Origin of the sequence: Pantoea sp. CCBC3-3-1 (assembly GCF_007981265.1) — a bacterium.
Lineage (GTDB): Bacteria > Pseudomonadota > Gammaproteobacteria > Enterobacterales > Enterobacteriaceae > Erwinia.
The window spans coordinates 2190119-2211909 of the sequence record NZ_CP034363.1 but is presented as its reverse complement, the minus strand read 5'-3'; the positions used below and the strand labels follow the sequence as shown (position 1 = coordinate 2211909).

12 protein-coding genes are annotated in these 21791 nt (G+C 55.6%); 3 read left to right on the top strand and 9 right to left on the bottom strand.

Annotated elements, in window-relative coordinates:
* Window positions 1–2: 2 nt before the first annotated feature.
* Window positions 3–1181 (bottom strand): Gfo/Idh/MocA family protein, encoded by a 1179-nt coding sequence (locus tag EHV07_RS10365; RefSeq protein ID WP_147197612.1) that lies wholly within the window; start codon window positions 1179–1181, stop codon window positions 3–5.
* 52 nt (window positions 1182–1233) lie between these two features.
* Window positions 1234–2151: a substrate-binding domain-containing protein gene (locus tag EHV07_RS10360; RefSeq protein ID WP_371419672.1), complete on the bottom strand. Its 918-nt coding sequence runs from the start codon at window positions 2149–2151 to the stop codon at window positions 1234–1236.
* A gap of 226 nt (window positions 2152–2377) precedes the next feature.
* On the opposite strand from EHV07_RS10360, the gene EHV07_RS10355 reads away from it, so the two are divergent.
* The 3 genes from EHV07_RS10355 to EHV07_RS10345 all read left to right on the top strand — a co-directional run bounded on the left by EHV07_RS10355 (window position 2378) and on the right by EHV07_RS10345 (window position 5856).
* Window positions 2378–3385: a LacI family DNA-binding transcriptional regulator gene (locus EHV07_RS10355; protein WP_147197608.1), complete on the top strand. Its 1008-nt coding sequence runs from the start codon at window positions 2378–2380 to the stop codon at window positions 3383–3385.
* Between the two features lie 330 nt (window positions 3386–3715).
* Window positions 3716–5026: an MFS transporter gene (locus EHV07_RS10350; protein WP_147197606.1), complete on the top strand. Its 1311-nt coding sequence runs from the start codon at window positions 3716–3718 to the stop codon at window positions 5024–5026.
* Window positions 5027–5040: 14 nt separating this feature from the next.
* Entirely contained in the window at window positions 5041–5856 is an 816-nt protein-coding gene (locus tag EHV07_RS10345; protein ID WP_147200590.1) for a substrate-binding domain-containing protein, read from the top strand.
* On the opposite strand, the gene EHV07_RS10340 is transcribed toward EHV07_RS10345, so the two are convergent.
* The 7 genes from EHV07_RS10340 to EHV07_RS10310 form a co-directional block, all read right to left on the bottom strand.
* A complete protein-coding gene (locus EHV07_RS10340) occupies window positions 5825–6727 on the bottom strand; it encodes a LysR family transcriptional regulator (protein WP_147197604.1) in 903 nt (300 codons plus the stop codon). The two genes, EHV07_RS10345 and EHV07_RS10340, sit on opposite strands and share 32 nt — an antisense overlap.
* Before the next feature lie 31 nt (window positions 6728–6758).
* Entirely contained in the window at window positions 6759–9872 is a 3114-nt protein-coding gene (locus EHV07_RS10335) for an efflux RND transporter permease subunit (protein WP_147197602.1), read from the bottom strand.
* Between the two features lie 129 nt (window positions 9873–10001).
* On the bottom strand, window positions 10002–10691 hold the full coding sequence (locus tag EHV07_RS10330; protein ID WP_147197601.1) for a thioesterase II family protein: 690 nt from the start codon (window positions 10689–10691) through the stop codon (window positions 10002–10004).
* The gene (locus EHV07_RS10325; RefSeq protein WP_147197600.1) at window positions 10691–11428 is read right to left on the bottom strand and encodes a glycosyltransferase family 32 protein; all 738 of its coding nucleotides are present in this window, start codon (window positions 11426–11428) and stop codon (window positions 10691–10693) included. The genes EHV07_RS10330 and EHV07_RS10325 overlap by 1 nt, the downstream gene beginning before the upstream one ends.
* Entirely contained in the window at window positions 11425–19839 is an 8415-nt protein-coding gene (locus tag EHV07_RS10320; protein WP_147197599.1) for a non-ribosomal peptide synthetase, read from the bottom strand. Before EHV07_RS10320 ends, EHV07_RS10325 begins: the two co-directional genes overlap by 4 nt.
* A gap of 28 nt (window positions 19840–19867) precedes the next feature.
* Window positions 19868–21532 (bottom strand): cyclic peptide export ABC transporter, encoded by a 1665-nt coding sequence (locus EHV07_RS10315; protein ID WP_147197598.1) that lies wholly within the window; start codon window positions 21530–21532, stop codon window positions 19868–19870.
* A gap of 42 nt (window positions 21533–21574) precedes the next feature.
* The gene (locus EHV07_RS10310) at window positions 21575–21787 is read right to left on the bottom strand and encodes an MbtH family NRPS accessory protein (protein ID WP_147197597.1); all 213 of its coding nucleotides are present in this window, start codon (window positions 21785–21787) and stop codon (window positions 21575–21577) included.
* Window positions 21788–21791 lie beyond the last annotated feature (4 nt).

Sequence of the window (21791 nt, the reverse complement as noted above, 5' to 3'; positions counted from 1 at the left end):
CCTTATTGGTAGTTGACCCACAGGGAGCCGCGATCGGCTGAACGGACACAGTTTTCAATCCAGCGCACGCCCTCAAGGCCGGCGTTGATATCGGGATAAATCAGCGTTTCAAGCGTCTGGGTGTCGCCGCGCTGGGTGGCGCTGATGGCAATAGCAAATTTCAGGTAGATATTGGCCCAGGATTCGGCCAGCCCTTCGGTATGCAGCGCGCCCAGCCGTTCATCCGCCAACGCGCTTTCGTCGAGGTAAGGCATACCGTGATGCAGCGTCTGATTGGGCTGGCCCTGCACCTCATATTTGAGTTCGCCCGGGTTGGCGTCGCTCCACTCCAGGCTGGCGCGGGAACCGATAACGCGAATACGCTGGCTGTCCATCGATCCGGCATTAATTGCCGAGGCCCACATGCGCCCCACCGCGCCGGTTTCGTAGTGCATCAGCACCATCGCGTTATCTTCCAGCGGGGCGCGGGACGGAATAAAGCTCTGCCGGTCGCATAACAGACTTTTGATTTTCAGTTCGGGCAGCACCAGCTGCGAGATATAGAAGGTATGGGTAGAGATGTCGCCCAGTACAAAAGAGGGCCCGGCGATTTTCGGATCGACACGCCATTTCTGCGCGTCGCTGAATTTATCGGCGCTGTCGCTGGCGTTGAAGCCGTGGGTATATTGCATTTCCACCATTCGCACTTCGCCAATTTCACCTTTGGCGATCATTGCCCGCATCTGCATCAGCAGCGGATGCCCCGAAAAGCCGTAGGTCACGCCAACAATCAGCCTTCTGGCTTCGGCCAGCGCTTTGATCTCCTGCGCTTCGGCACGGGTGAAAAACAGCGGCTTTTCACAAATCACGTGAATGCCCGCCTCCAGCGCCGCTTTGGTAATTTCATAATGGGTGCCGTTTGGCGTGGCGATGGTCACTACTTCAATACCGTCATCACGTTTGGCTTCTTCCGCCAGCAGCTGCTGGTAACTGTCATAACAGCGTTCGCCAGCAATACCGAGGTTTATGCCAAACTCCCGTCCGCGCGCCGCATCAATATCAAAGGCGCTGGCGACCATCTGGTAAGCGGTATTGTCGCGTAATGCTCCACTGCGATGTTTATAGCCAACCTGACTCAGCCGCCCACCGCCAATCATCGCCCAGCGCAACGGGCGTGAAATCTGTTTTTCACCGTTTAACATAGTTGCTCCATACATTTTATTGCACCCGGGTGCAATTTAAGGTTGATAAAAACTACTGAGGGTTCATATCGGCAAACTGCTGATAATTTGCTTTGGTGACGGTCTGGTAAGGGATCCAGTTATAGTTGGCTGCTTTTTGCTTCTCCAGCAGAGTGTGAGCCACCTTTACTGCGCCGCTGGCCTGGCCTTTCGCATCCTGAAAAATCGTCACCACCATTTCGCCATTTTTAATGAATTGCAGGCCGTCGGGCGTGCCGTCAATACCGGCCACCAGCACATCTTTGCGCTTCGCCTGGTTCAGCGCCATGATCGCGCCAATCGCCATTTCATCGTTGTTTGCCACAATGGCGTTTACTGGCGTGCCGTTGAGTAACCAGCCGGAGACCACGTCTACCGCCTCGTTACGCTGCCATTTGGCGCTCTGCTTCTCCACCACTTTCATCTCCTTATGCTGTGCGACAAACGCTTCAACGGCCCGGGTGCGTTCGCGCGCTTCTTCGTTCGATAAAGCACCCATCAGAATGGCGATATTGCCCCGGTAGTTCATCTGTTTCGCCAGCGCTTCTATCTGCATTTTGCCGCTCAGCGCGGAGTCGGAACCCACATAGGCCATGGCACCACTCAACGGCACTTCCGGTTTGCGGTTAACAAAAATCAGCGGAATATTGGCCTGCTTCGCAGCATTGATCATCGGCGTAACCCCTTGAGTATCAACCGGGTTAAGAATGATGGCGTCGACGCCCTGATTAATAAAATCTTCGACCTGCTGTACCTGTAATGCGACGTCACCTTTGGCGTCTGAGAACTGGCTTTTTATTCCCTGCGCCTTAAGTTCTTCAATCATTTGCGTACGTAAAATGGAAACGAAATTCAGGTCAAAGTTGGCCAGTGCAACGCCAACCTGCCAGGTTTTTGCCTGGGCGCTGGATGAGAGCACCAGTAATAAGATAAAACAGAGCGTCTTTTTCATCATCGGGTCCTGTAGGGTAAGAATAATTATTCATTCCGTGACGCGAAGAGCGACCTCTCACTGCCCTTTTAGCCATAACTTGTCGTTGATAACGGGATGACTGTGGGATGCGCGTTATAAATAGTCAATTAGCATTCTTTAAATACACCATGCTCGATCACAAAAAGTTTGCAATCGGGTGCAAAGATAAAACATAATCGCAACATCCAACCGGGAAACGTGGCCGATGACTCAACAGCAAGCAAAGCGACACAAATCCACCGCCAGCGACGTGGCGGCAAAAGCGGGCGTCTCCAAATGGACGGTTTCCCGTGCCTTTACGCCGGGCGCATCCATTTCAGACAAAGCGCGTGAGAGCGTGCTCGCGGCGGCGAAAGCGCTGGATTATCGCCCTAACCTGCTGGCACGAAGCCTGTCGCAGAAACGCACCCACATTATCGGCGTGGTGATCGATGAACTAAAAAATCCGCATTCAATGCAGCTGCTGGATGAAGTCACGCGACAGCTTCAGGCGCGTGGCTATATGGCGTTAATGCTGAACATTACCGGTGACAATTACCCTTCGGTAATGTCGCTGGCGGACCAGCTTCAGGTCGACGGCATCTTATTTCTCGGCACGGCGCTGACGCCGGAGCTGATTGCCATCGCAGAAGAGATGCATAACGTTCCGCTGGTGCAGGTCGGCCGCAACAGCAAAGAGAGCATTGATGCGGTCAATATTGATGGCTATCAGGCAGGACGCATCATAGCGCGACTGCTGCTTGAACAGGGCCACCAGCGCTTTGGTTATCTGTCCGGGCCTGGTGCTGATGACGGGCATCTGCTGCGTAAGGAAGGTTTTTGCGCCGAACTGACAGCGATGGGCTATACGCTGGAACGGGAACTGACTGCGGCACATTACCAGCGTCAGCTCGGCTACGAGGCAATGCAGCGCTATTTGCTTGAGGTCTCAGCGGCCGACCGTATTGAAGCGCTGTTTTGCGAAAACGACATTCTTGCACTGGGTGCGATGGCGGCCATACGCGACATTGCGCCCAGGACACAGCTCGCGGTCGTGGGGTTTGATGACATTGATGAGGCTGCCGCGCCGGGCTGGCAGCTGACCACCTTCAGCCAGCGGGTTGATCGGCTGATGCAGGAAGCGATCGCGCGTCTTATCGATGGGGGAAGTACGGAAGATAACGCGTGGCAACAGGGTGAATTGCGTATCCGTCGCTCTCACCTGAAGCCGTAATCGGAGGAGAAGAGATAAAGCTGTCATTACGGAGTGTATCCGCCTGCCGCTGGCAAGACCCAGCCGGATGAAGTCGCCCGCATGGACGTCTGACTGAGCGCGATCGCTGTCACAAAAGAAGAAACCAACGGGTTAGCCGGTTTTATCTGAAAATTTGACGGAAATCTCACTAATGCATGCTTTAAGGACCTTTCCCTCTTTTTTTGCGTCATTAATGCGTACAGAGCATTAATTCATCCGAAAAATGCACTTATTAACTTATCCAGGATGTTTCAGTCTTCAATATTCAACGTTTTATTAAAATAACGCACATAAATATTGGAGTCTGTTATGCAACCTGCCTCTGTAAATCCGGCTACCTTACGCTCGCGCATCGGTGCTATTTTCCGCGTGACGTCAGGAAACTTTCTTGAACAGTTTGATTTTTTCTTTTTTGGCTTTTACGCCACCTATATCGCCCATACTTTTTTTCCTGCCAGCAGCGAGTTTGCCTCACTGATGATGACGTTTGCCGTTTTCGGTGCCGGTTTTTTAATGAGACCTCTGGGCGCCGTAGTATTGGGCGCCTATATCGATAAAGTCGGCAGAAGAAAGGGATTAATCGTTACCTTGTCGATCATGGCGACGGGGACTTTTTTAATTGTGTTAATTCCCTCCTATAACGCCATTGGTTTGTGGGCGCCTTTTTTTGTGCTGCTGGGCCGTTTATTACAGGGCTTTTCGGCTGGGGCGGAGCTGGGCGGCGTGTCGGTCTATTTAGCCGAAATCGCAACCCCCGGTCATAAAGGCTTTTATACCAGCTGGCAGTCCGGCAGCCAGCAGGTGGCAATTATGGTCGCCGCCGCGATGGGCTTCGCGCTTAATGCATTACTCGATGACGCCGCTATACGTGAATGGGGCTGGCGCATTCCTTTTCTTTTTGGCTGCCTAATCGTTCCCTTCATCTTCTTCCTGCGTCGTAAATTAGAAGAGACGGACGCGTTCAATTCCCGCCGTAGCCATCCTGAAATTTCTGACGTATTCCGCACCCTGGTCAAAAACTGGAAAATTGTTGTTGCGGGCATGCTGATGGTTGCCATGACGACAACCGCTTTTTACCTGATTACCGTCTACGCGCCAACCTTTGGAAAAAAAGTGCTGCTGTTAAGCGCTTCAGACAGTTTGCTTGTGACGCTACTTGTTGCAGTCTCCAATTTTATCTGGCTACCCATCGGCGGCGCTATTTCAGATCGATTTGGCCGCAAACCCGTATTAATTACGATGGCGCTTATTGCAATTGCAACTTCTTATCCGGCATTAAAATTCCTTGCTGCCGACCCGAGCTTTTATTCCATGCTGGGCGTGCTGCTGTGGTTATCCTTTATTTACGGATTGTACAACGGTGCAATGATCCCGGCGCTAACTGAAATTATGCCAGCCGCAGTTAGAGTGGCGGGTTTTTCTCTTGCTTACAGTCTGGCAACTGCCGTATTTGGCGGTTTTACTCCCGCCATGTCGACCGTGCTGATTGAGGTCACGGGTGATAAAGCAGCGCCGGGACTCTGGATGAGCTTCGCCGCCGTTTGCGCCCTGCTCGCAACGTTATTCCTCTATAAGCAGGAATCTCAGCTGCATCATTCCGTTAAAAAGAACTTCGGATAAGGGAAGCCAGGATGATGAAGAAACAGTTAAAACAAACTTTACTGGTTTTGATGCTGTGCGTGGTCAGCAACCATTCACTGGCCAAAGAGCTTACCGTGATGATTTCAGGCGGGTTTAAAGCAGCCTGGGAGAAGCTGGAGCCGCAGTACGCTGCACAGAACGGCAACACGCTGAAGATAAAAACGGTGCCGGGGCCGTCAATGGGTCAATCGGCAGAGGCCATTCCGAACCGGCTGGCCGCCGGTGAAAAAGCAGATGTCGTTATTATGGTAGGTTACGCGCTGGATAACCTTGCCAAAGAGGGTAAAATCCTGCCCGGCACACGCACCGAACTGGCCGACTCAAAAATTGGTGCCGTGGTTAAAGCGGGTAACAGCAAGCCGGATATCAGCAGCAATGAGCGGCTCAGTAAAGTCCTGCTTAGTGCTAAATCAATCGCCTATTCAGACAGCGCCAGCGGGCGTTATGTTCAGGAGCAGCTGTTTAAGACCTTGGGCATTGAACAACAGGTGGCGGCCAAAGCACACAAGGTGGAAAAAACGCCGGTGGGAGAAACGGTCGCCAGGGGCCAGTATGAGATAGGCTTTCAACAAGTGAGCGAGCTTCTGCCCGTTTCCGGCGTCGCCTTTATTGGTAAAATTCCTGATGACGTGCAGTACGCCACGCGGTTTGCAGGTGCCGTAGCGGCAAGCTCCGCCAGTCCTGCGGAGGCGAAAGCCCTGCTGAACTATCTTTCTTCAAAACAGGTACAACCGATCGTGCAGTCAACGGGATTGGATACGGTTGCGCAACAGAAGACTAACCATCCAGCGCGTTCATCTCAAAAATAAGCTTTTCCAGCTCGCTGGCCAGAGAGGAAAGTTCTCGTCCGTGACGTTTAAGCAGCCCCACGTTACGTTTTACCGTGGGGTCTGTTAACGCCAGGCTGGTTAGCACCGGATGCCCGGCCCTGGGCATTGCCATGGCCGGAACGGCAGCAATGCCAAGCCCCGCTTCGACCATACCGAGCAGCGTCGTGACGTGACGGGTTTCGCATACGCTCTGACAGTCCGGCGTGATGCCTGTTAATGCCTGATCCAGCACGTTACGGTTGCCAGACGTCTTATCAAGCCTGACGTAAGGATGGGTATAAAATTCCCGCCACGTCAGGCTTTCTCTTGCTGCGAGGGGATGATCGTGACGGCATGCTGCGACATAGGTTTCATCGACCAGCGTTCTGAATAGAACATCGGGCTGGGGAGATCCGGTAAAACTCAGCCCGAAATCAGCCTGCCCTTTCATCACCGCGTCATAAACATTGCCGGCGCTGGAGTCGATCAGTTTTATCCGCACACGGGGATAGCGTGACTGAAAACGGGCAATAACTTTTGGCATAAAATAGTAGGCGGCAGAAGGCACGCAGGCCACGGTCACTAAACCACTCCGGCTTTGACGTGTATCACTCACCTCCAGCACTGCCTCTTCCAGATCCGCCAGAATCTGCTGCGCGCGGGGTGCAAACGTCCTGCCTGCTAAGGTCAGGTTCACGCGACGCGTTGTCCTTTCAAAAAGCTGAACGCCAAGCGACGTCTCCAGTTTATCAATTCGTCGGCTAAGAGCAGGCTGTGAAATACAGATCGCCTCTGCCGTCGCTTTAAAACTGCCGTACTCGGTCAATGCACGAAAAGCATAAAGATCGTTTAAATCAAAATTCACTGCCATCGGCATCATGTCCTTAAAACGCTGATTAAAATTACTGTTTTTTCCTGCCAATCGATGAGGACAATTTTGCAACCACCGATGAGATACCGACAAAGAAAACCGGCACAAAGAAAATCGCCAGCAGCGTGCCGCTGATCATACCGCCAAATACGCCGGTGCCAATGGCGTGCTGAGTACTCTCGCTGGCACCCGTTGCCAGCATCAGCGGCACAACGCCCAGCGTAAAGGCCAGCGAGGTCATAATAATCGGGCGCAGGCGCAGATGTGCCGCCTCAACGGTAGCCTCAAAGACCGTCGCTCCCTGAGCATGCAGCTGCCGCGCAAACTCAACGATAAGAATGGCATTTTTGGTTGAGAGGCCTATAAGCGTGATCATGCCCACTTTAAAAAATACATCGTTTGGCATACCTGCTATATAAACCGCCGCCAGCGCGCCCGCCACGCCAAGCGGCACCACCAGCATCACCGAAAGCGGTATTGACCAGCTTTCATACAGCGCGGCCAGCACCATAAACACCACCAGCACCGACAAAGTCATCAGCATGGGCATTTGCGCCGCAGAGCTTTTTTCCTGTAGCGAGGCGCCGCTCCATTCTGCCATAAAGCCTTTGGGCAAGGTTGCGGCCAGACGCTCCATCTCCGTCATTGCCGCACCGCTTGAATAGCCTGGCGAGGTACTGCCGGTAATTTTTATCGCCGGATAGCCCTGATAACGGTTGAGCTGCTGCGGTGACTGCGTCCAGCGGGCAGTGATAAAGGTCGAGAGCGGCACCATCTCTTCGTTACTGTTGCGTACATAAAGCTTGAGCAAATCCTGGAGCTGCATCCGGTACGGCGCGTCAGCCTGCACAATCACCTGCTGCACGCGGCCATTATCGGTGTAATCATTGACGTAGTTAGAGCCGGTAGCCGCCGACAAGGTTTGGTTAATCTCATCAAAAGAGATCCCCATCGCCTGCGCTTTCTCCCGGTCGACTTTCAAATCCGCGCTAACGCCTTCCGGCAATCCGTCAGTGTAAACGCCACTCACAATCGCGCTGCCAGCGGCCAGCTCGGTCAGCTTTGTCGCCGCCTGCATTAACGCCGTATAGCCTCTGCCGCCCCGATCTTCGAGATAGAGCGTAAAGCCTGATGAGGTACCCATATCGGCGATTGCGGGCGGCATCAGGCTCATCACCGTCGCGTCGGGCTGCGTATTCATCGCTTCCTGAACAAACATCGCCTCGCCTGCGGCCGTCGCGCCTTTGCGCTGGTCCCAGTCCTTCAGCGTGGTAAAGGCCAGAGCCGTATTCGGGCCGGAGCCGGAAAAGCCATATCCAAACACGGAGATATTGCCTTCGATACCCGGCCGTTGGGCAACAACAGATTCCAGATGATCAACCACCTTGCGGGTTCGCTCCTGAGTGGCATCCGACGGCAGCTGGAAAACCGTCATAAAATAGCCCTGATCTTCATCAGGCAAAAATGAAGACGGCAACGCACGGTAAGCGATAAAAACGATGCCGCACAGCAAGGCATAAAGGATCATCACCCTTCCGCTGCGTTTCAGGGTGAAGCGCAATCCTGACTGATAGCGATGCGTCAGCCCCTTAAAACGTCGGTTAAACCAGCCTGCAAAGCCCTTTTTATCGTTCCCGTGCGTAGTGACGGGCTTCAGTAAAGAAGCACATAAAGCCGGGGTCAGCGTCAGGGCCAGGAAGGCTGAAAAGAGGATCGAGACCGCCATGGACAGCGCAAACTGCCGGTAAATTACCCCGACCGATCCGCTGGCAAAGCCCATCGGGATAAAGACCGCCGTTAACACCAGCGTGATGCCAATAATGGCAGGCGTGATTTCGCGCATCGCTTCACGCGTTGCCTCTTTTGGCGACATCCCTTTATCCGCCATTAAACGCTCGACGTTTTCCACTACCACAATGGCATCGTCAACAATGATCCCAATCGCCAGTACCATGCCGAACATGGTCAGCACGTTAATGGAAAAGCCACCAAGCAGCATAATGGTGAAGGTACCCAGCAGCGCCACAGGGGCCACAATGGCTGGGATAAAGGTGTAGCGCAGATTTTGTAAAAACAGCAGCATCACCAGGAACACCAGCCCCATCGCTTCAATAAAGGTATGAATAACCTTTTCAATCGACAGTTTCACAAACGGCGCGGTATCAAAAGGCACAGAAAACGCCATGCCTTCAGGCAGTACTGAAGAGAGCTCATTCAGCCGCGCGCGTACGCCTTCTGCCGTACTCACTGCGTTGGCGCCCGGCGAAAGCTGAATAGCGGCGGCGGTTGCAGGCTTGCCGTTTTCGCGGATGGAAAATGCATAAGATTGCAGCCCGTGCTCAACACGAGCCACGTCGCTTAGCCGCACGCGGGATCCATCTTTCCGCGCTTTAAGCGTAATGTTGCGAAACTCTTCTACCGAAGAAAGCTGCCCCTGGACGGTTAGCTGATAGGTGACCCTCTGACCCGGACGTGCAGGTTCATCACCAACGCGGCCCGGCGAAACCTGGGCATTCTGTTGGCTTAGCGCGGTAACGACGTCGCTAACCGAGAGGTTATAGGTGAACAGCTTGTTGGGATCTAACCACACCCGCATCGCTTTCTCAGCACCAAACAGCTGCACTTTCCCCACGCCCTGCACACGCCGAAGCTCCTCAGAAACGTTACGGGCAAAATAGTCGCTCAGATCCTGGTCGCTGTACGCGCCCGAGGGCGAGCGGAGGCCAACAATCATCAGAAACCCCGAGTTCGCTGCCTCCACATCCAGTCCGTTTTGCCTGACCGTCTGTGGCAAACGTGGCTCTACGACCTTGAGCTTATTTTGCACATCGACCTGCGCCAGTTTGATATCGGTTCCTGGACGAAAGGTGATGGTAATGCTCGCCGTGCCCGAGGTATCGCTGGTTGACTCGAAATAGAGCATGTTGTCCACGCCCGAAATCTCTCGCTCCAGCAATGAAATGACCGACTCATTCATCGTCTCAGGCGTGGCACCCGGATAAGAAACGCTGACGCTGACGCTGGGTGGTGCGACCGACGGATACTGCGCGACGGGCAGCTGCGGAATTGCAATCAGTCCCGCCAGGACGATAAACAGCGCAACAACCCAGGCAAAGATGGGGCGATTAATAAAAAACTGCGGCATCAGGAATTTCCGTATATAGCATTGGCTTTATGGTTGATTCACCCTGGTGGGACTTATCCCGAAGAGCCTGAAGGCGACCAGGCTGCCAGTCACAAACGGATGACCAGGCTGCCGGTCGCAAATTGATGGCTACGCGGCCATTCGCAGATTGATAATATCAGCGATAGTCAGAAACTGCGGCCTGAGGAAAAAATGATCGCCCGGCAATATGTGTGACTCAAAGCTGCCACGCGTTGTGTTCCGCCAGCCTGCCGCCGCTTCAGCACTGACTTTGTCATCCCGATCGCCCACTAAAGCCGTTACGCTGGCGTCAAGAAGGGTGCCGGATCTTGCCTGATGATTTTCAACGGCGGTGAAGTCGGCCCTGAGCATCGGCAGCAGCAGCTCCATCAGTTCGGCATTGTCCAGTACCTCCGAAGGTGTCCCGCCAAGGCGACGTAACTCTTCAACAAAGTCAGCATCATTAAGGCCTTGCAACTGTTTATACCGGCGAGAGGGATAGCCGGGTGCGGGACAGGCGCTAACGAACAGATGGCGCAGGTTGGCGCGAGCGGACAACGGTAGTCTGCCAACAATTTCAAAGGCAAGCGCCGCGCCCATGCTGTGGCCAAATAAGGCAAACGGGCGTTCAAAATGGGGAGCGAGTTCTGTCATCATCTGTTCCGCAAGCGCTTCCATTGACGCATGCGCCGCCTCGTTCATTCGCGAACCGCGCCCCGGTAGTTCAGGCGTATGGACCTCAATATCCGGCAGTAACTGGGCCAGCCCACGGAAAACAGCTGTACTGCCTCCGGCATAAGGGAAACAAATCAGACGCATCAGAAACTTTCTCCTTTACTCTTTTTGCGGCGGAAACGCATCCCGCTCGCTATCGATGAAAAACCGCGCGCCAGTCTGGACAGAAGCCGGGCCGACGGAGACATCCAGTTCAAATCCATATCGTGCCGCCCGTAGGCGATGCCGTTCTCAGTACGGCCATTTCCCTCAAAATAGTCGCCAGGACAGGCCAGCGTCTCTGCAAGCGCCAGTACCCCGCTCTCCTCCACGCACAGCGTGAAGAAACGAGGCCCGGAAACGGCGGCGATCTGCATGGCAGCGCTCTCCCGCATAAACGCCGGCACGTCATCCAGCCCCGCATAGATTTTGTGCGTCAGATGATGCAAAACCGTTTCCCACAGCGGATGGCCCGTCGCGCTGGCGATAAAGGCAATGTTGTAGCCGACGGTCTCGGAAAGGATCAGCTCGTGGCCTGCCAGCAGCTCATCGACAGGCCGCAGACATTCAATATCCATGTCCGCATAGATCCCACCAAGCGTGGCCAGCAGGCAATAACGAGCGCTGTCCATGCGCTGTACATCGTGTGGGAAGGCATCGTAAACAGGCAAAAACTGCGGCCAGTGAGTGGCCACATGTTCCCGTAAGGCGTGCGCATCCCATAACAGGCACTGAAAGTCTGGATGATGGCGCTGCCAGGATGCCCGGTAACGGCGATATTTCTCGGGAAGCTGTGCTTCCCCCTGAAACCAAACCTGATGGATGAGTTGTGGAATACTCATGATGGCATCTCGTCGTTGATGGCCTGAGCCAGGCTCGCCGCCAGTCCCTGTACATGGGGAGGTTTGAGCATGCTGACGTGATCGCCGCTGGCCAGCTGAACCGTTACCCGGTCAGCATAATTGCCCCATCCGGCCTCTCCCTGCGGGTAAAGCGCTTCGGTCGACCATAGCGCCACCGGACAGGTAACCCGCCCGGGCTGATAGCCGTGCAGGCTTTCCAGATTGTTTTTATAAATGGTAAACAGCTGCATAACATGCTCCGGTGAGGTCTGTTCAGGAACGACACCCGCCTCGGTAATTTTGGCGGTAATCCAGCCTGCACGTTCGGCTTCAGGCAGCGCGCGCAGACGTGTTGCATCCAGATCGATACGTTTTTCTATCGACAGCTCAATGGTGCGGATCATGTAGTCCATCAAATCCAGATCGTCGCGAGGTAATTGATCTAAAGAGGCCCGGTCTGGCTCAGCTATACCGTCCAGAATTGCCAGCAGTAACGGCGGCTTGCTCTGAGCAGTCAGCGTTCGGGCCAGCTCGGTAGCAACCTGAGCGCCAAACGAATGTCCCGCCAGGATTAGCGGCCCGGGGATGTTGGCTTCCACTATGGCGCGAGCATAGAGTTCCGCCATCTGGGCGATCGACGGCGCGTTCTCATGCTGCGCTGCGAGCGACTGAATAGCATAGACGCTAAACGCCTTAAGCTGCTCAGCAAGCGGACGGTAGGAGAGGATCTGCCCGGAGATGTCGTGCACCAGCACCACGCTGGGGGCATTTTCACGAACGTGGATGGGAACCAGCACGTCGGTCGGGGTATTCACTTCAGCGGTAATCGCGACAGCTTGCGCCTCAAGCGTACGCAGCCCAAACAGGCTGGCCAGCGGTAAAGCGCGTTTAAATTCGCGTTCAATCAGGAAAATAAGCTTCACCGCTCTGAGCGAATCGCCGCCGGCCTCGAAGAAATCAGCTTCAGGATCGTTTACCGCATGCCCTGTCACTTCACGCCAGATCGTCGCCAAACGCTGTTCGATGGCGTTCAGCGCTCTGGTCTCGCGTTTCTCTGCTTCTGAGTTACCTATATTGTCAGGAAGCGGTAAAGCATTACGATCCACTTTTCCGCTAACGGATATCGGCAGCGCGTCAAGCCGGACGTAGTGCGACGGCACCATAAAGCCCGGCAGCCGTTCTCGCAGCCAGGCGGCTAAATCGTGCGTCAGGCCATCGTGCTGTTCTGCCAGGTAAGCGACCAGCGAATTGTTTCCCCGATCGTCGGTATGCACCCTGACCGCAGCTTCAGTCACGCCCGGGTATTGGCGTATTTTTTCCTCAATTTCACCCAGCTCAATGCGGAAACCACGGAATTTCACCTGATCGTCATTGCGGCCGAGATAGTTGATAACGCCGGTGGTGCTCCAGCTTGCGCGGTCGCCGGTGCGATACAGGCGTCCCCCTTCCGAGAACGGATCCGGAATGAAACTTTGCGCAGTTAGCCCAGGTTTGCCTGCATATCCACGCGCCAGCCCGCTGCCCGCCACGTAAAGATCGCCAGCAATGCCGGGAGGCACTGGCTGCATCTGCTCGTCTAAAACGTAGACCCTGACGTTCCAGATCCCGCGACCAACCGGCATCGGTCCGAACCACGGTGAAGCAGCGGTAATTTGATAAGTACAGCAGCCGACGGTCGCTTCAGTTGGCCCATATTCGTTGTACAACCGGGTGGACGGCGCATGGCGACGCCACTGTTCAACGGTTGAGGCTTGCAGCGCCTCGCCACCAATAACGATGGCTTCTACGCGGCTGCTGGCCAGCTGTTCCGGCTCCAGCACCTGCTGCAAAACGTCCAGCTGTGCCGGGCCACAATCGATCAGAGCCAGTTGCTCGCTGCGCGCCAGCAGCGCGTAACGGGTGCGTGACAGCACTTCATCACGCAGCATCAGCTGCATGCAGCGCCCGCTAATCAGCGGCGTAAAGAGCGTGGTCATACTGCCGTCAAAGGCATAGGAAGGCGACATCAGAACGGTACCTTCGCTGCCTGGGGTATAGGTCTCAAGTGCCCAGCTAAGGTAGTTAACAATCGCCGCGTGGGTAATCATCACCCCTTTCGGCACGCCCGTGGACCCGGAGGTATAGATGATGTAGGCAAGGTTAGCAGGCATCACCCCACTGGCTGGACACGGGTCCGCCAGCCCGAGATCCTCAAGCAGGATTTTAGGCCCGCTGAAGGAGGTCGCCGATGTCAGGCCAGACTGGGTGACCAGCACGGCAGGCCGGGCGTCATTGAGTATCAAATCCAGGCGTCCGGCAGGGTAATCCGGATCCAGCGGAAGATACGCCGCCCCGGCTTTCATTATTCCCAGCAGCCCAATCACCATGCCGCGATCGCGTTCGGTACAGAGGCCGACAATGCTGTCGGGACCGACACCATGTTCGTGCAAAGTCCAGGCTACGGCATTCGCCCGCGCCTCAAGTTCTGCGTAACTGATTTCGCCCGTAGCGTCGCGAACGGCAATGCTGTCAGGCGTACGAGCTGCCTGTAAAGCAATAAGCTCGTGAAGGCAGCGCTCATGCGGGATCGCATGGTCCGTCTCGTTGAGCACCTCCAGCAGATGCTCGCGCTCGCCCGGTGCCAGCAGGTTCAGCGTCGCAACGGGCGTTTCCGGTGTGGTTGCCATTGCCAGAAGCAGGGAATGCAGCTGGGTTGAGAAGCGTTCTACCGAAGCGTGCAGGAACTTATTCGCATCGTATTCCAGCATGCCCTGGAGGCCAGACTGGCCGTTGTCGTCAGCAGTCTCAATAAAAGTCACGCTGAGATCGAACCCCGCCACCCCTTCCTCGCCCTGCAAGGGCTCGGCTTCCAGCCCCGGTAGCGTAAATTTCCCCAACGGCATATTTTGCAGCGTCAGCATGGTCTGGAACAGAGCATGACGATCGCGTGACCGCTCGGGGCTAAGCTCGCTGACCACCGCATCGAACGGCGCGTCCTGCCATTCATACGCTTCCAGCACGCGTTCCCGCACGTGAGCCAACAACGCCCGGCCGCTTATCCCTGCATCGCTTTGAATACGCAAGGCGAGCGTATTCAGGAAACAGCCAACAATGCCCTCCAGCTCTTTATGCTGTCGCTGGGCAATCGGCGTGCCGATCACCACATCATACGTTCCGCTGTAGCGGCTCAACAGGGCGGAATAACCTGCCGTCAGTACCATAAACAGGGTCGCGCCCTGGCTTTCGGCGAAATGTTTCAGCTGGCGCAGCTGGGCCGCATCGAAATTGAAATAGATGATTTGTCCCATCTTTGGCACGTCAGAAGGTGGCACCCGGTCGAAAGGCAGCGACAGGCCATAAGGCGCGCCCAGAAGACGCTGTTTCCACTGTTGCAGCAGCGATTGCAGACGAGCGCCGGCCAGCTCCGTTCGCTGCCAGACGGCGAAATCAGCCAGCTGTAGCGGCAAGGCAGGCAGCTGCGGCGCCCGGCCGGCCACGCTGGCTGCATAGCACTCGCTGAATTCACGGACCATCACGCCCAGTGACCAGCCGTCACAGATGGCGTGATGCAGAGTGAGTTGCAGCACGTGTTCCTGCTCGCTTAAACGTACAAGGTCCAGTCGCAAAGGTGGTGCGACGTCAAGTTTGAACCGGGTGTTAGCCTGAACAGCAATCCGCTCTCTCAGCGCCTTTTCAGCCTCACTGGGGGAAAGGTGGCTAAGATCGGTTTCCTCTGTCTCCGGCGTCCAGTCAGATTTGATGAGCTGCGCAGGCTCACCCTCGTTTTGGACAAATACCGTGCGCAGCGCTTCATGGCGAGCCACAACAGTCTGAATAGTAGCGCGCAGCGCGGCAGGCACTAACTGTCCACGAAGCCTGAGGGCTAACGAAATATTATGAGAGCCAATCGATCCCCGATCTATCTGCTCCATAAACCAGAAGCGCTGCTGGGTATAAGCCAGCGGAAGTAAGCCACCGCGCGGAACCGCTTTGAGGTCGGCTGACGGCGGCAATGACTGCCTGGTTTTTTTCAGCAGGCTCTCCAGCATCGCGGCCAGCCCGGCAATGGTAGGATGATCGAACAGGCTTCTCAGCGGCAATTTCACCGAAAACGCCGCGTTCAGGCGCGAAATAACCTGCGTCGCCAGCAGCGAGTGGCCGCCCTTCTCAAAGAAGTTGGCATGCAGTTCCGGCTGGGCCAGCTGCAACACCTCGGTCCAGATTTTTGCTACTTTGCGCTCGGTATCGTTGAAATGCTGATGCCGATCGGCGGTGACTTCCTGCACTTCCTCCGGTTCAGGAAGCGCTGAGTAATTGAGTTTTCCGTTCAGCGTCAGAGGAAAAGTCTCCAGCGGGATATAGACCGCTGGCAGCATATAGTCGGGAAGATAAGCGGCAAGATAGCGCCGCAGCGTCGTTGCCAGCGGCTCTTCCTCTCTCAGTTTCGACGGGACGTTGAAAAATTGGGTCAGTTCTGCATCAATAGTGACGGAAGGCGCTAAAGCGGGCAGCGCTTCGATGCGGGTCGCTACAGCCAGCTCAAAGTGCCCTGGCTGCCCTTCAACGGTCCAGTAAAGCTTCGCAGCTCCCGCGCGTGACTGCCACTGCTCTGCCAACACCCCAGGCGCCTGGCCCGCCTCAGCGCTGGACCAGTTGTTCCACTGCTGTGACGTTGGCGCTGCATCGGCATCGCTTTCCAGCCAGCCGAGAAAAGCGTCGACAGCCGCCAGCCGTGGATTGGGGATGCCACTAATGAATGCAGGCTGTCCCTGCCAGGCAGCGTGAATGTTGGCGACGTCAATGCGCTCGCAGGGTTGCGATGGTTGCGGCGTGCCTTTGAGGATCGCCACATCGTAACGGTAAGTGGTGAGTTCATTCTGCCCGCCACCTACCTTCGGTAAAATATCGATACGGGCGATATCGTCGCGCTGAGCGGCCCAGTGGAAGAAGAATGCGGGATCGACCAGGAGTTCTTTCTCGCCCTCGACCATTTTTGTCAGCTGCGCAAGCAGGCTGGCCCGGTCAGATTCAGCAGGTCGGCGATGGACCAGACGGCTGGCGTGAAAATGCCTTAACAGCCCCAGATGCCGCAAATCGCCGACAAACAGGCTGCCGCTCGCATTCAGTCGCTGCATCGCCTGATCGAGGACATCAATAAAATAGCTGGCTTTGGGGAAATATTGCGCGATGGAATTGAGGATTGCTAAATCGAAATCATCCGGCAATCCGGCCTGGTCGCTGGCTTCCCGCTGCTCCAGCTGGACATGCGTAAACCCGCGCCCGGCGACTTTCCGGGAAAGACGCGCGACGGCTTCAGCGGAGAAATCCAGCCCCTGATAGCGCTCAACCTCTTCCGCCAGCGGCAGCAGCAGCATGCCGGAACCGGTGCCCAGTTCGAGAACACGGGTTGGCTGTAAGGCGCGCAGTCGTTGCAGGATTTCATCCCGCCACAGGCGCATATGCTCAAGCGGCAGCGGCTTGTTGTCGTAAGAGTCATTCCAGCCGACGACGTCAAGATCGTCGTCCTCGACCTCGGCGGCATAAATCATATCGAAACTTGGCCGCCAGTCTTCAGCAGTAGCGCCACCCTGTGGCAGAGACGTTGGGCGTTTACGTACCCAGGCAACCAGCCGCGCGGCGTCGTTTTGCCCTCTGACGGCGACCACGGCATCTTCAATAGCAGGATGACGCCTTAAGGTATTTTCGATCTCCCCGGTTTCGATGCGGTAACCGCGTAATTTGATTTGAGAATCGGCACGGCCACGGTATTCGAGTTCACCCCAGGCATTGATCCTTGCCAAATCGCCGCTGCGGTATAACGGCATGCCGCTGGCATCACGGAGAAAACGCGCGGCCGTCAGCGCTGGCTGGTTGCGATAGCCACGTGCCACACCGGCTCCGCCGACAAAAATTTCACCCACCATCCCTTCCGGTACAGGTTCACCATTAGGATCGAGCAGGCGCAGACATAAATCAGGCAACGGCGTGCCGATAACGCTGCTGGCCGCTCGGGGTAAATCAGCGTAAGTAATCAGGCGGAAGGTCGCGTGGACGGTGATTTCGGTAATACCGTACATATTGACCAGCCGTGGCTCCTCATCACCATGGCGATCCATCCACGAAGCCAGGCTGGCGATATCCAGCGCCTCTCCGCCGAATACGACATAGCGCAACGCCAGATCGCCTTCGCGAGGGTTGGCCTCTTCGGCGGCCATCAGCTGGCGAAAAGCTGACGGCGTCTGGCTTAAAACGGTGACTTTCTGGTCACACAGGAGATCGTAGAAGCTGTCGGTCGACCGCGCCACGATTGGCGGCACGATCAATAACGAAGCGCCGTGAACCAACGCGCCCCAGATTTCCCATACCGAAAAATCGAAGGCGTAGGAGTGGAAGAAGGTCCAGACGTCGCTTCTTTCAAACTCGAACAGGCTGTCGCAGGAAGAGAAAAGTCTCGCTGCGTTAGCGTGAGTGACCTCGACGCCCTTAGGACGCCCCGTCGAACCGGAGGTATAAATAATATAAGCAAGCCGTTCAGGACTCACCTCAGGCAGGTCACATTGCGGCGGGTTATCGATCTCATCGATGCAGAGAAGGGTGCCGGCGAAAATCGGTATCGTCCCTGAATGAGCGCTGTCAGAGAGCATGAATTTGACTTCGCTGTCTTCAATAATGGTGGCAATGCGCTCTGCCGGCGAGTGGATATCAACAGGCATATAGCCGCCGCCAGCCATCCATGTGCCCAGCATCGCGGCGATCATGCCAAAGCCTGGCTCAAACCATAACCCTACCGGCTGCTCAGTATTAATGCCTGCGGCGATCAGCGCGTGGGCAATCTGGCGGGCCTGAGAGGCCAGTTCACCGTAGGTGAGGCGCTCGTTGCCCAGCTGTAGCGCGCGACGATCGGGCCACTTCTCCGCCTGTTGCACTATCCGTTCGTGTAAAGGTCTGACCGCCGCTGGCGACGTCTGGCGCGGAAACGGTAGTAAAGCGGCACTGTCGTTAATCAGCGCCAGTTGCGACACCGGCTTATCGGGCGAGGCGGCAATGTCGGCTAACAATATCAGCCATTGTTCGGTGAGACGGTTTAACGAGGCGGGCAAAAAGAGATCGGTATTATAGACAAAGGTGCCGGACAGGATGCCGTCAGACTCGCTCAAAAAGAGTTCCAGATCGAAACGGGCCGCTTCCTGGCTGAGCAATTTCTCAGCAGCCAGCGTGCCCAGAGACATCCGCGAGCCGGGCAGATTCAGCAACGTCATGGCCACCTGGAAAATCGGATTGCGGCTGGGATCGCGCGCAATTTTCATGCCCTCAACCAGCCGGTCGTAAGCCAGCGTGCTGTGGTCCATAGCGGCATGCACCTTAGCGGCGGTGGTTCTTAGCAGCGTGCGAAAGCTCGGGTCCTGCTCCAGCCTTGCGCGGATCACCACCATATTGGCAAAGAAGCCAATCAGCCCTTCCAGCGCCTGATCGTCCCGGCCAGCAATCGACGTGCCGATGGCAACGTCAGACTGGCGTGCATGGCGTGCCATCAGCACGTGCAACGCAGCCATCAGTAAACTGAACAGCGTAGTACGCTCGCTGGCCGACAGCTTCTGCAAAGCGTGGGTCGTTGTCGCGGGCAGCTGAAAACTTACCGTCGCGCCGTTAAACGTTTGCTTCTGCGGTCGGGGAAAGTCGGTGGGCAGTTCGAGCAGAGGCAGCCCCTCCAGCTCCTGTAGCCAGTAAGCCATTTCTCTGCTTTCACGGTCTTTGGCCGCAGTACTTCCTCGCTGCCAAAGAGCATAGTCAATATAGCGAAGAGATCGGCGAGGCAGCAGCGGCTCTTCGCCGCGAGCATAAGCATGATAAATCACGGCCAGCTCGCCCATCAGCACGGTCATCGACCATGCATCGCTGATAATGTGATGCAGACTGAGCATCAGGGCATGTTCATCGGCAGCCAGCTTAGCCAGTACCACGCGAAAAGGCTTTCCGTCGCTGAGTACAAACGGGCGAGCCGCTTCGCTGCGTAACAGTTTGTGCAGCGCCTGCTCGGCTGCTTCACCTTCTGTCTGCGTCAAATCGACGCTGTTTTGCACCGGCATATAAGCCGGCATAATTACCTGTTGTGCCTGCCCGTCCTGGCTACAAATGGCGGTGCGCAACGCTTCATGCCGCTCAACCAGCGTCTCAAGCGCCGCAAACAGCGCCTTCTCGTCCAGCTGGCCCTGTAACCGAAATGCGTTGAAGATCGTATAGGCCGCCGCATCAGGATCCAACTCGCTGAGAAACCACAGGCGCTCCTGCTGGAAGGATAACGGCCCCTTGTTCACCGCCTGCGTGGCAATGGCCGGTTCTTTAACCCGCACATCGTCAGATAACAGTGCATCAAGCAGGTCAAGATCTTCTTCAAAGAAATCGTTCTGGTCCAAATTACCACTAACACTCATCAGGTCACTCCTCAATGGCCAGAATTAATCAGGCATGTTCGGGAAAAAGGCGCACGGGGACGGCAGGCTTAAGGTATTTCTCTTCGCAACGGCCTTCCTCGAAATGGAACCAGCGGTCAGCGTATTCGAAGTACTGTTCATCATGGGTCACGGCGATGATGGTCTTGCCCAGCGATTTGAGTCTGGGCAGCTCTTCGCGGTAGAACCAGCTGCGAAAATGGGGATCCTGATCGGCAGCCCATTCGTCAAAAATGTAGATTTGCCGGTCTTCAAGCAAGGTGACAAGGTGGGCAAGCCGCTTGCGCTGGCCGGTTGACAGATTCAGCGGCGTAAAAGTACGTCCTTCCAGGCGAACCTTGTTGCCAAGCGCCAGCCGGTTCAGTTGCTCTGTCACCATGGCGCGACGTGGGATCTCGGCGCCATACAGTTTGGTAAACAGATGAAAATCGGAGAAGATTGCCGAGAACAACGCGCGATAACCGGCAATTTTTTCAGGCTTGTTAACGCGTTCGCCGTTCAGCAGCAGATCGCCGTGGTTGGCAAACCGCAGGCCGGTCAGCAATTTAAGGAACGTCGATTTTCCTGAACCGTTGCCGCCGGTGACAAAGATGATCTCTCCCTGAAAAATCAACATATTCAGCGGCGCGATTTCAAATGCCTGACCGCCGTTTGCCTCATAGGCGAAACGGATATCCCTCAGTTCAATACTTCGCATAGCTTCAGGAACAACGTCGGGCAAGTCGGGATCCCGATTGGCGGCGGCATCAAGCCGCTGCTCCAGCTCGCCAATACTGTGCGCGGCAGCATTCGCCTGCGCGTACATCGGTAAAATGCCGATAAACTGACTGAGCGGTCCGTTAAGAAACAGGATGACTGCAATCACCTGAACCTGCAAAAGCGTCTGCATCTGCCCTGCCAGAGGCAGAACGAAGATCACCAGCCCGATCAAAACGTAGAGAATGGATTGCAGCAAAATCATATGGTCAGTCGCCAGGCCAAAGGCTTTTTGATTCAGGCTGGCGGTTTTATCAGACGCCTCAACCAGTTCCTCATACACTTCACGGCGGCGTTTCTGGTGCAGCTTGAGTTCCTTAAATCCTCTTACAATGTGGCTGGTTAGCCCGGAGAGGCTGTTTTCTGACTGCAACGCCTGTTCAGTGGCGGTGAATATTGAACGCATTCTGATAAAGTTCAGCGCGACGCCAAAAACGATCGTCCCGGCGGTGAGCAGAAAGGCCGGGAGTGAAAGCCAGGCCAGATAAGCGGCCGCGCAAACGAACAGCATGACCGACTGGCCGGAGGCAATAATGGCGGTACAGGCGTTAGACATGGTTTTGATGTCCTTCTCCACGCACGCCATCAAATTCTTCTCGCCTATCTGTTCAAACGTCTGCAAATCAATTCTTGTCAATTTATCCACGACCCGCACGCGCACGTTGTGGATTGAACGCTCCACGCGCAGGGCCGTACAGCGCATGGCGTAACGCTGACTGAAAAGGAACATGAACAGCGTTAAGGCGGTAAGCGCGACCAGCGGGAGCACCTTTCCCTGTTGTTCAACGGCATGCGCTGCCTGTGTAAGGATGGCGACCAGCCCGGCACCTGCCAGCCCGGCCAGCGATTGCGCCGCCAGGAGCTTTGACAACCGGGGGGCGCCCTGCGGACGTTCAGAAAGTAGCCTGTACATGTTCATGTTCACTCTCCTGTTCGGATCGAAGTCGTTATTGACCCGAATTTAACGATTGCCGGCCATGGCGTTGCGTAAGCTCAGTGGACGCATATCTGTCCAGACCTCCTCAATGTACGCCAGGCATTCCTGTTCACTCCCTGATTTGCCGACCTCCTGCCAGCCGGCTGGCAGATCACGATAAGTTGGCCAAATTGAGTACTGTTCTTCATGATTCATTACCACGGTGTAGGTAACGGCATTGTTTTCAACTTCACTCATAACG

Excerpts from the sequence above, each read along its gene's own strand:
- EHV07_RS10365 (WP_147197612.1), bottom strand. The coding sequence starts at position 1,181 with ATGTTAAACGGTGAAAAACAGATTTCACGCCCGTTGCGCTGGGCGATG.
- EHV07_RS10360 (WP_371419672.1), bottom strand. The coding sequence starts at position 2,151 with ATGAAAAAGACGCTCTGTTTTATCTTATTACTGGTGCTCTCATCCAGC.
- EHV07_RS10355 (WP_147197608.1), top strand. The coding sequence starts at position 2,378 with ATGACTCAACAGCAAGCAAAGCGACACAAATCCACCGCCAGCGACGTG.
- EHV07_RS10350 (WP_147197606.1), top strand. The coding sequence starts at position 3,716 with ATGCAACCTGCCTCTGTAAATCCGGCTACCTTACGCTCGCGCATCGGT.
- EHV07_RS10345 (WP_147200590.1), top strand. The coding sequence starts at position 5,041 with ATGAAGAAACAGTTAAAACAAACTTTACTGGTTTTGATGCTGTGCGTG.
- EHV07_RS10340 (WP_147197604.1), bottom strand. The coding sequence starts at position 6,727 with ATGGCAGTGAATTTTGATTTAAACGATCTTTATGCTTTTCGTGCATTG.
- EHV07_RS10335 (WP_147197602.1), bottom strand. The coding sequence starts at position 9,872 with ATGCCGCAGTTTTTTATTAATCGCCCCATCTTTGCCTGGGTTGTTGCG.
- EHV07_RS10330 (WP_147197601.1), bottom strand. The coding sequence starts at position 10,691 with ATGCGTCTGATTTGTTTCCCTTATGCCGGAGGCAGTACAGCTGTTTTC.
- EHV07_RS10325 (WP_147197600.1), bottom strand. The coding sequence starts at position 11,428 with ATGAGTATTCCACAACTCATCCATCAGGTTTGGTTTCAGGGGGAAGCA.
- EHV07_RS10320 (WP_147197599.1), bottom strand. The coding sequence starts at position 19,839 with ATGAGTGTTAGTGGTAATTTGGACCAGAACGATTTCTTTGAAGAAGAT.
- EHV07_RS10315 (WP_147197598.1), bottom strand. The coding sequence starts at position 21,532 with ATGAACATGTACAGGCTACTTTCTGAACGTCCGCAGGGCGCCCCCCGG.
- EHV07_RS10310 (WP_147197597.1), bottom strand. The coding sequence starts at position 21,787 with ATGAGTGAAGTTGAAAACAATGCCGTTACCTACACCGTGGTAATGAAT.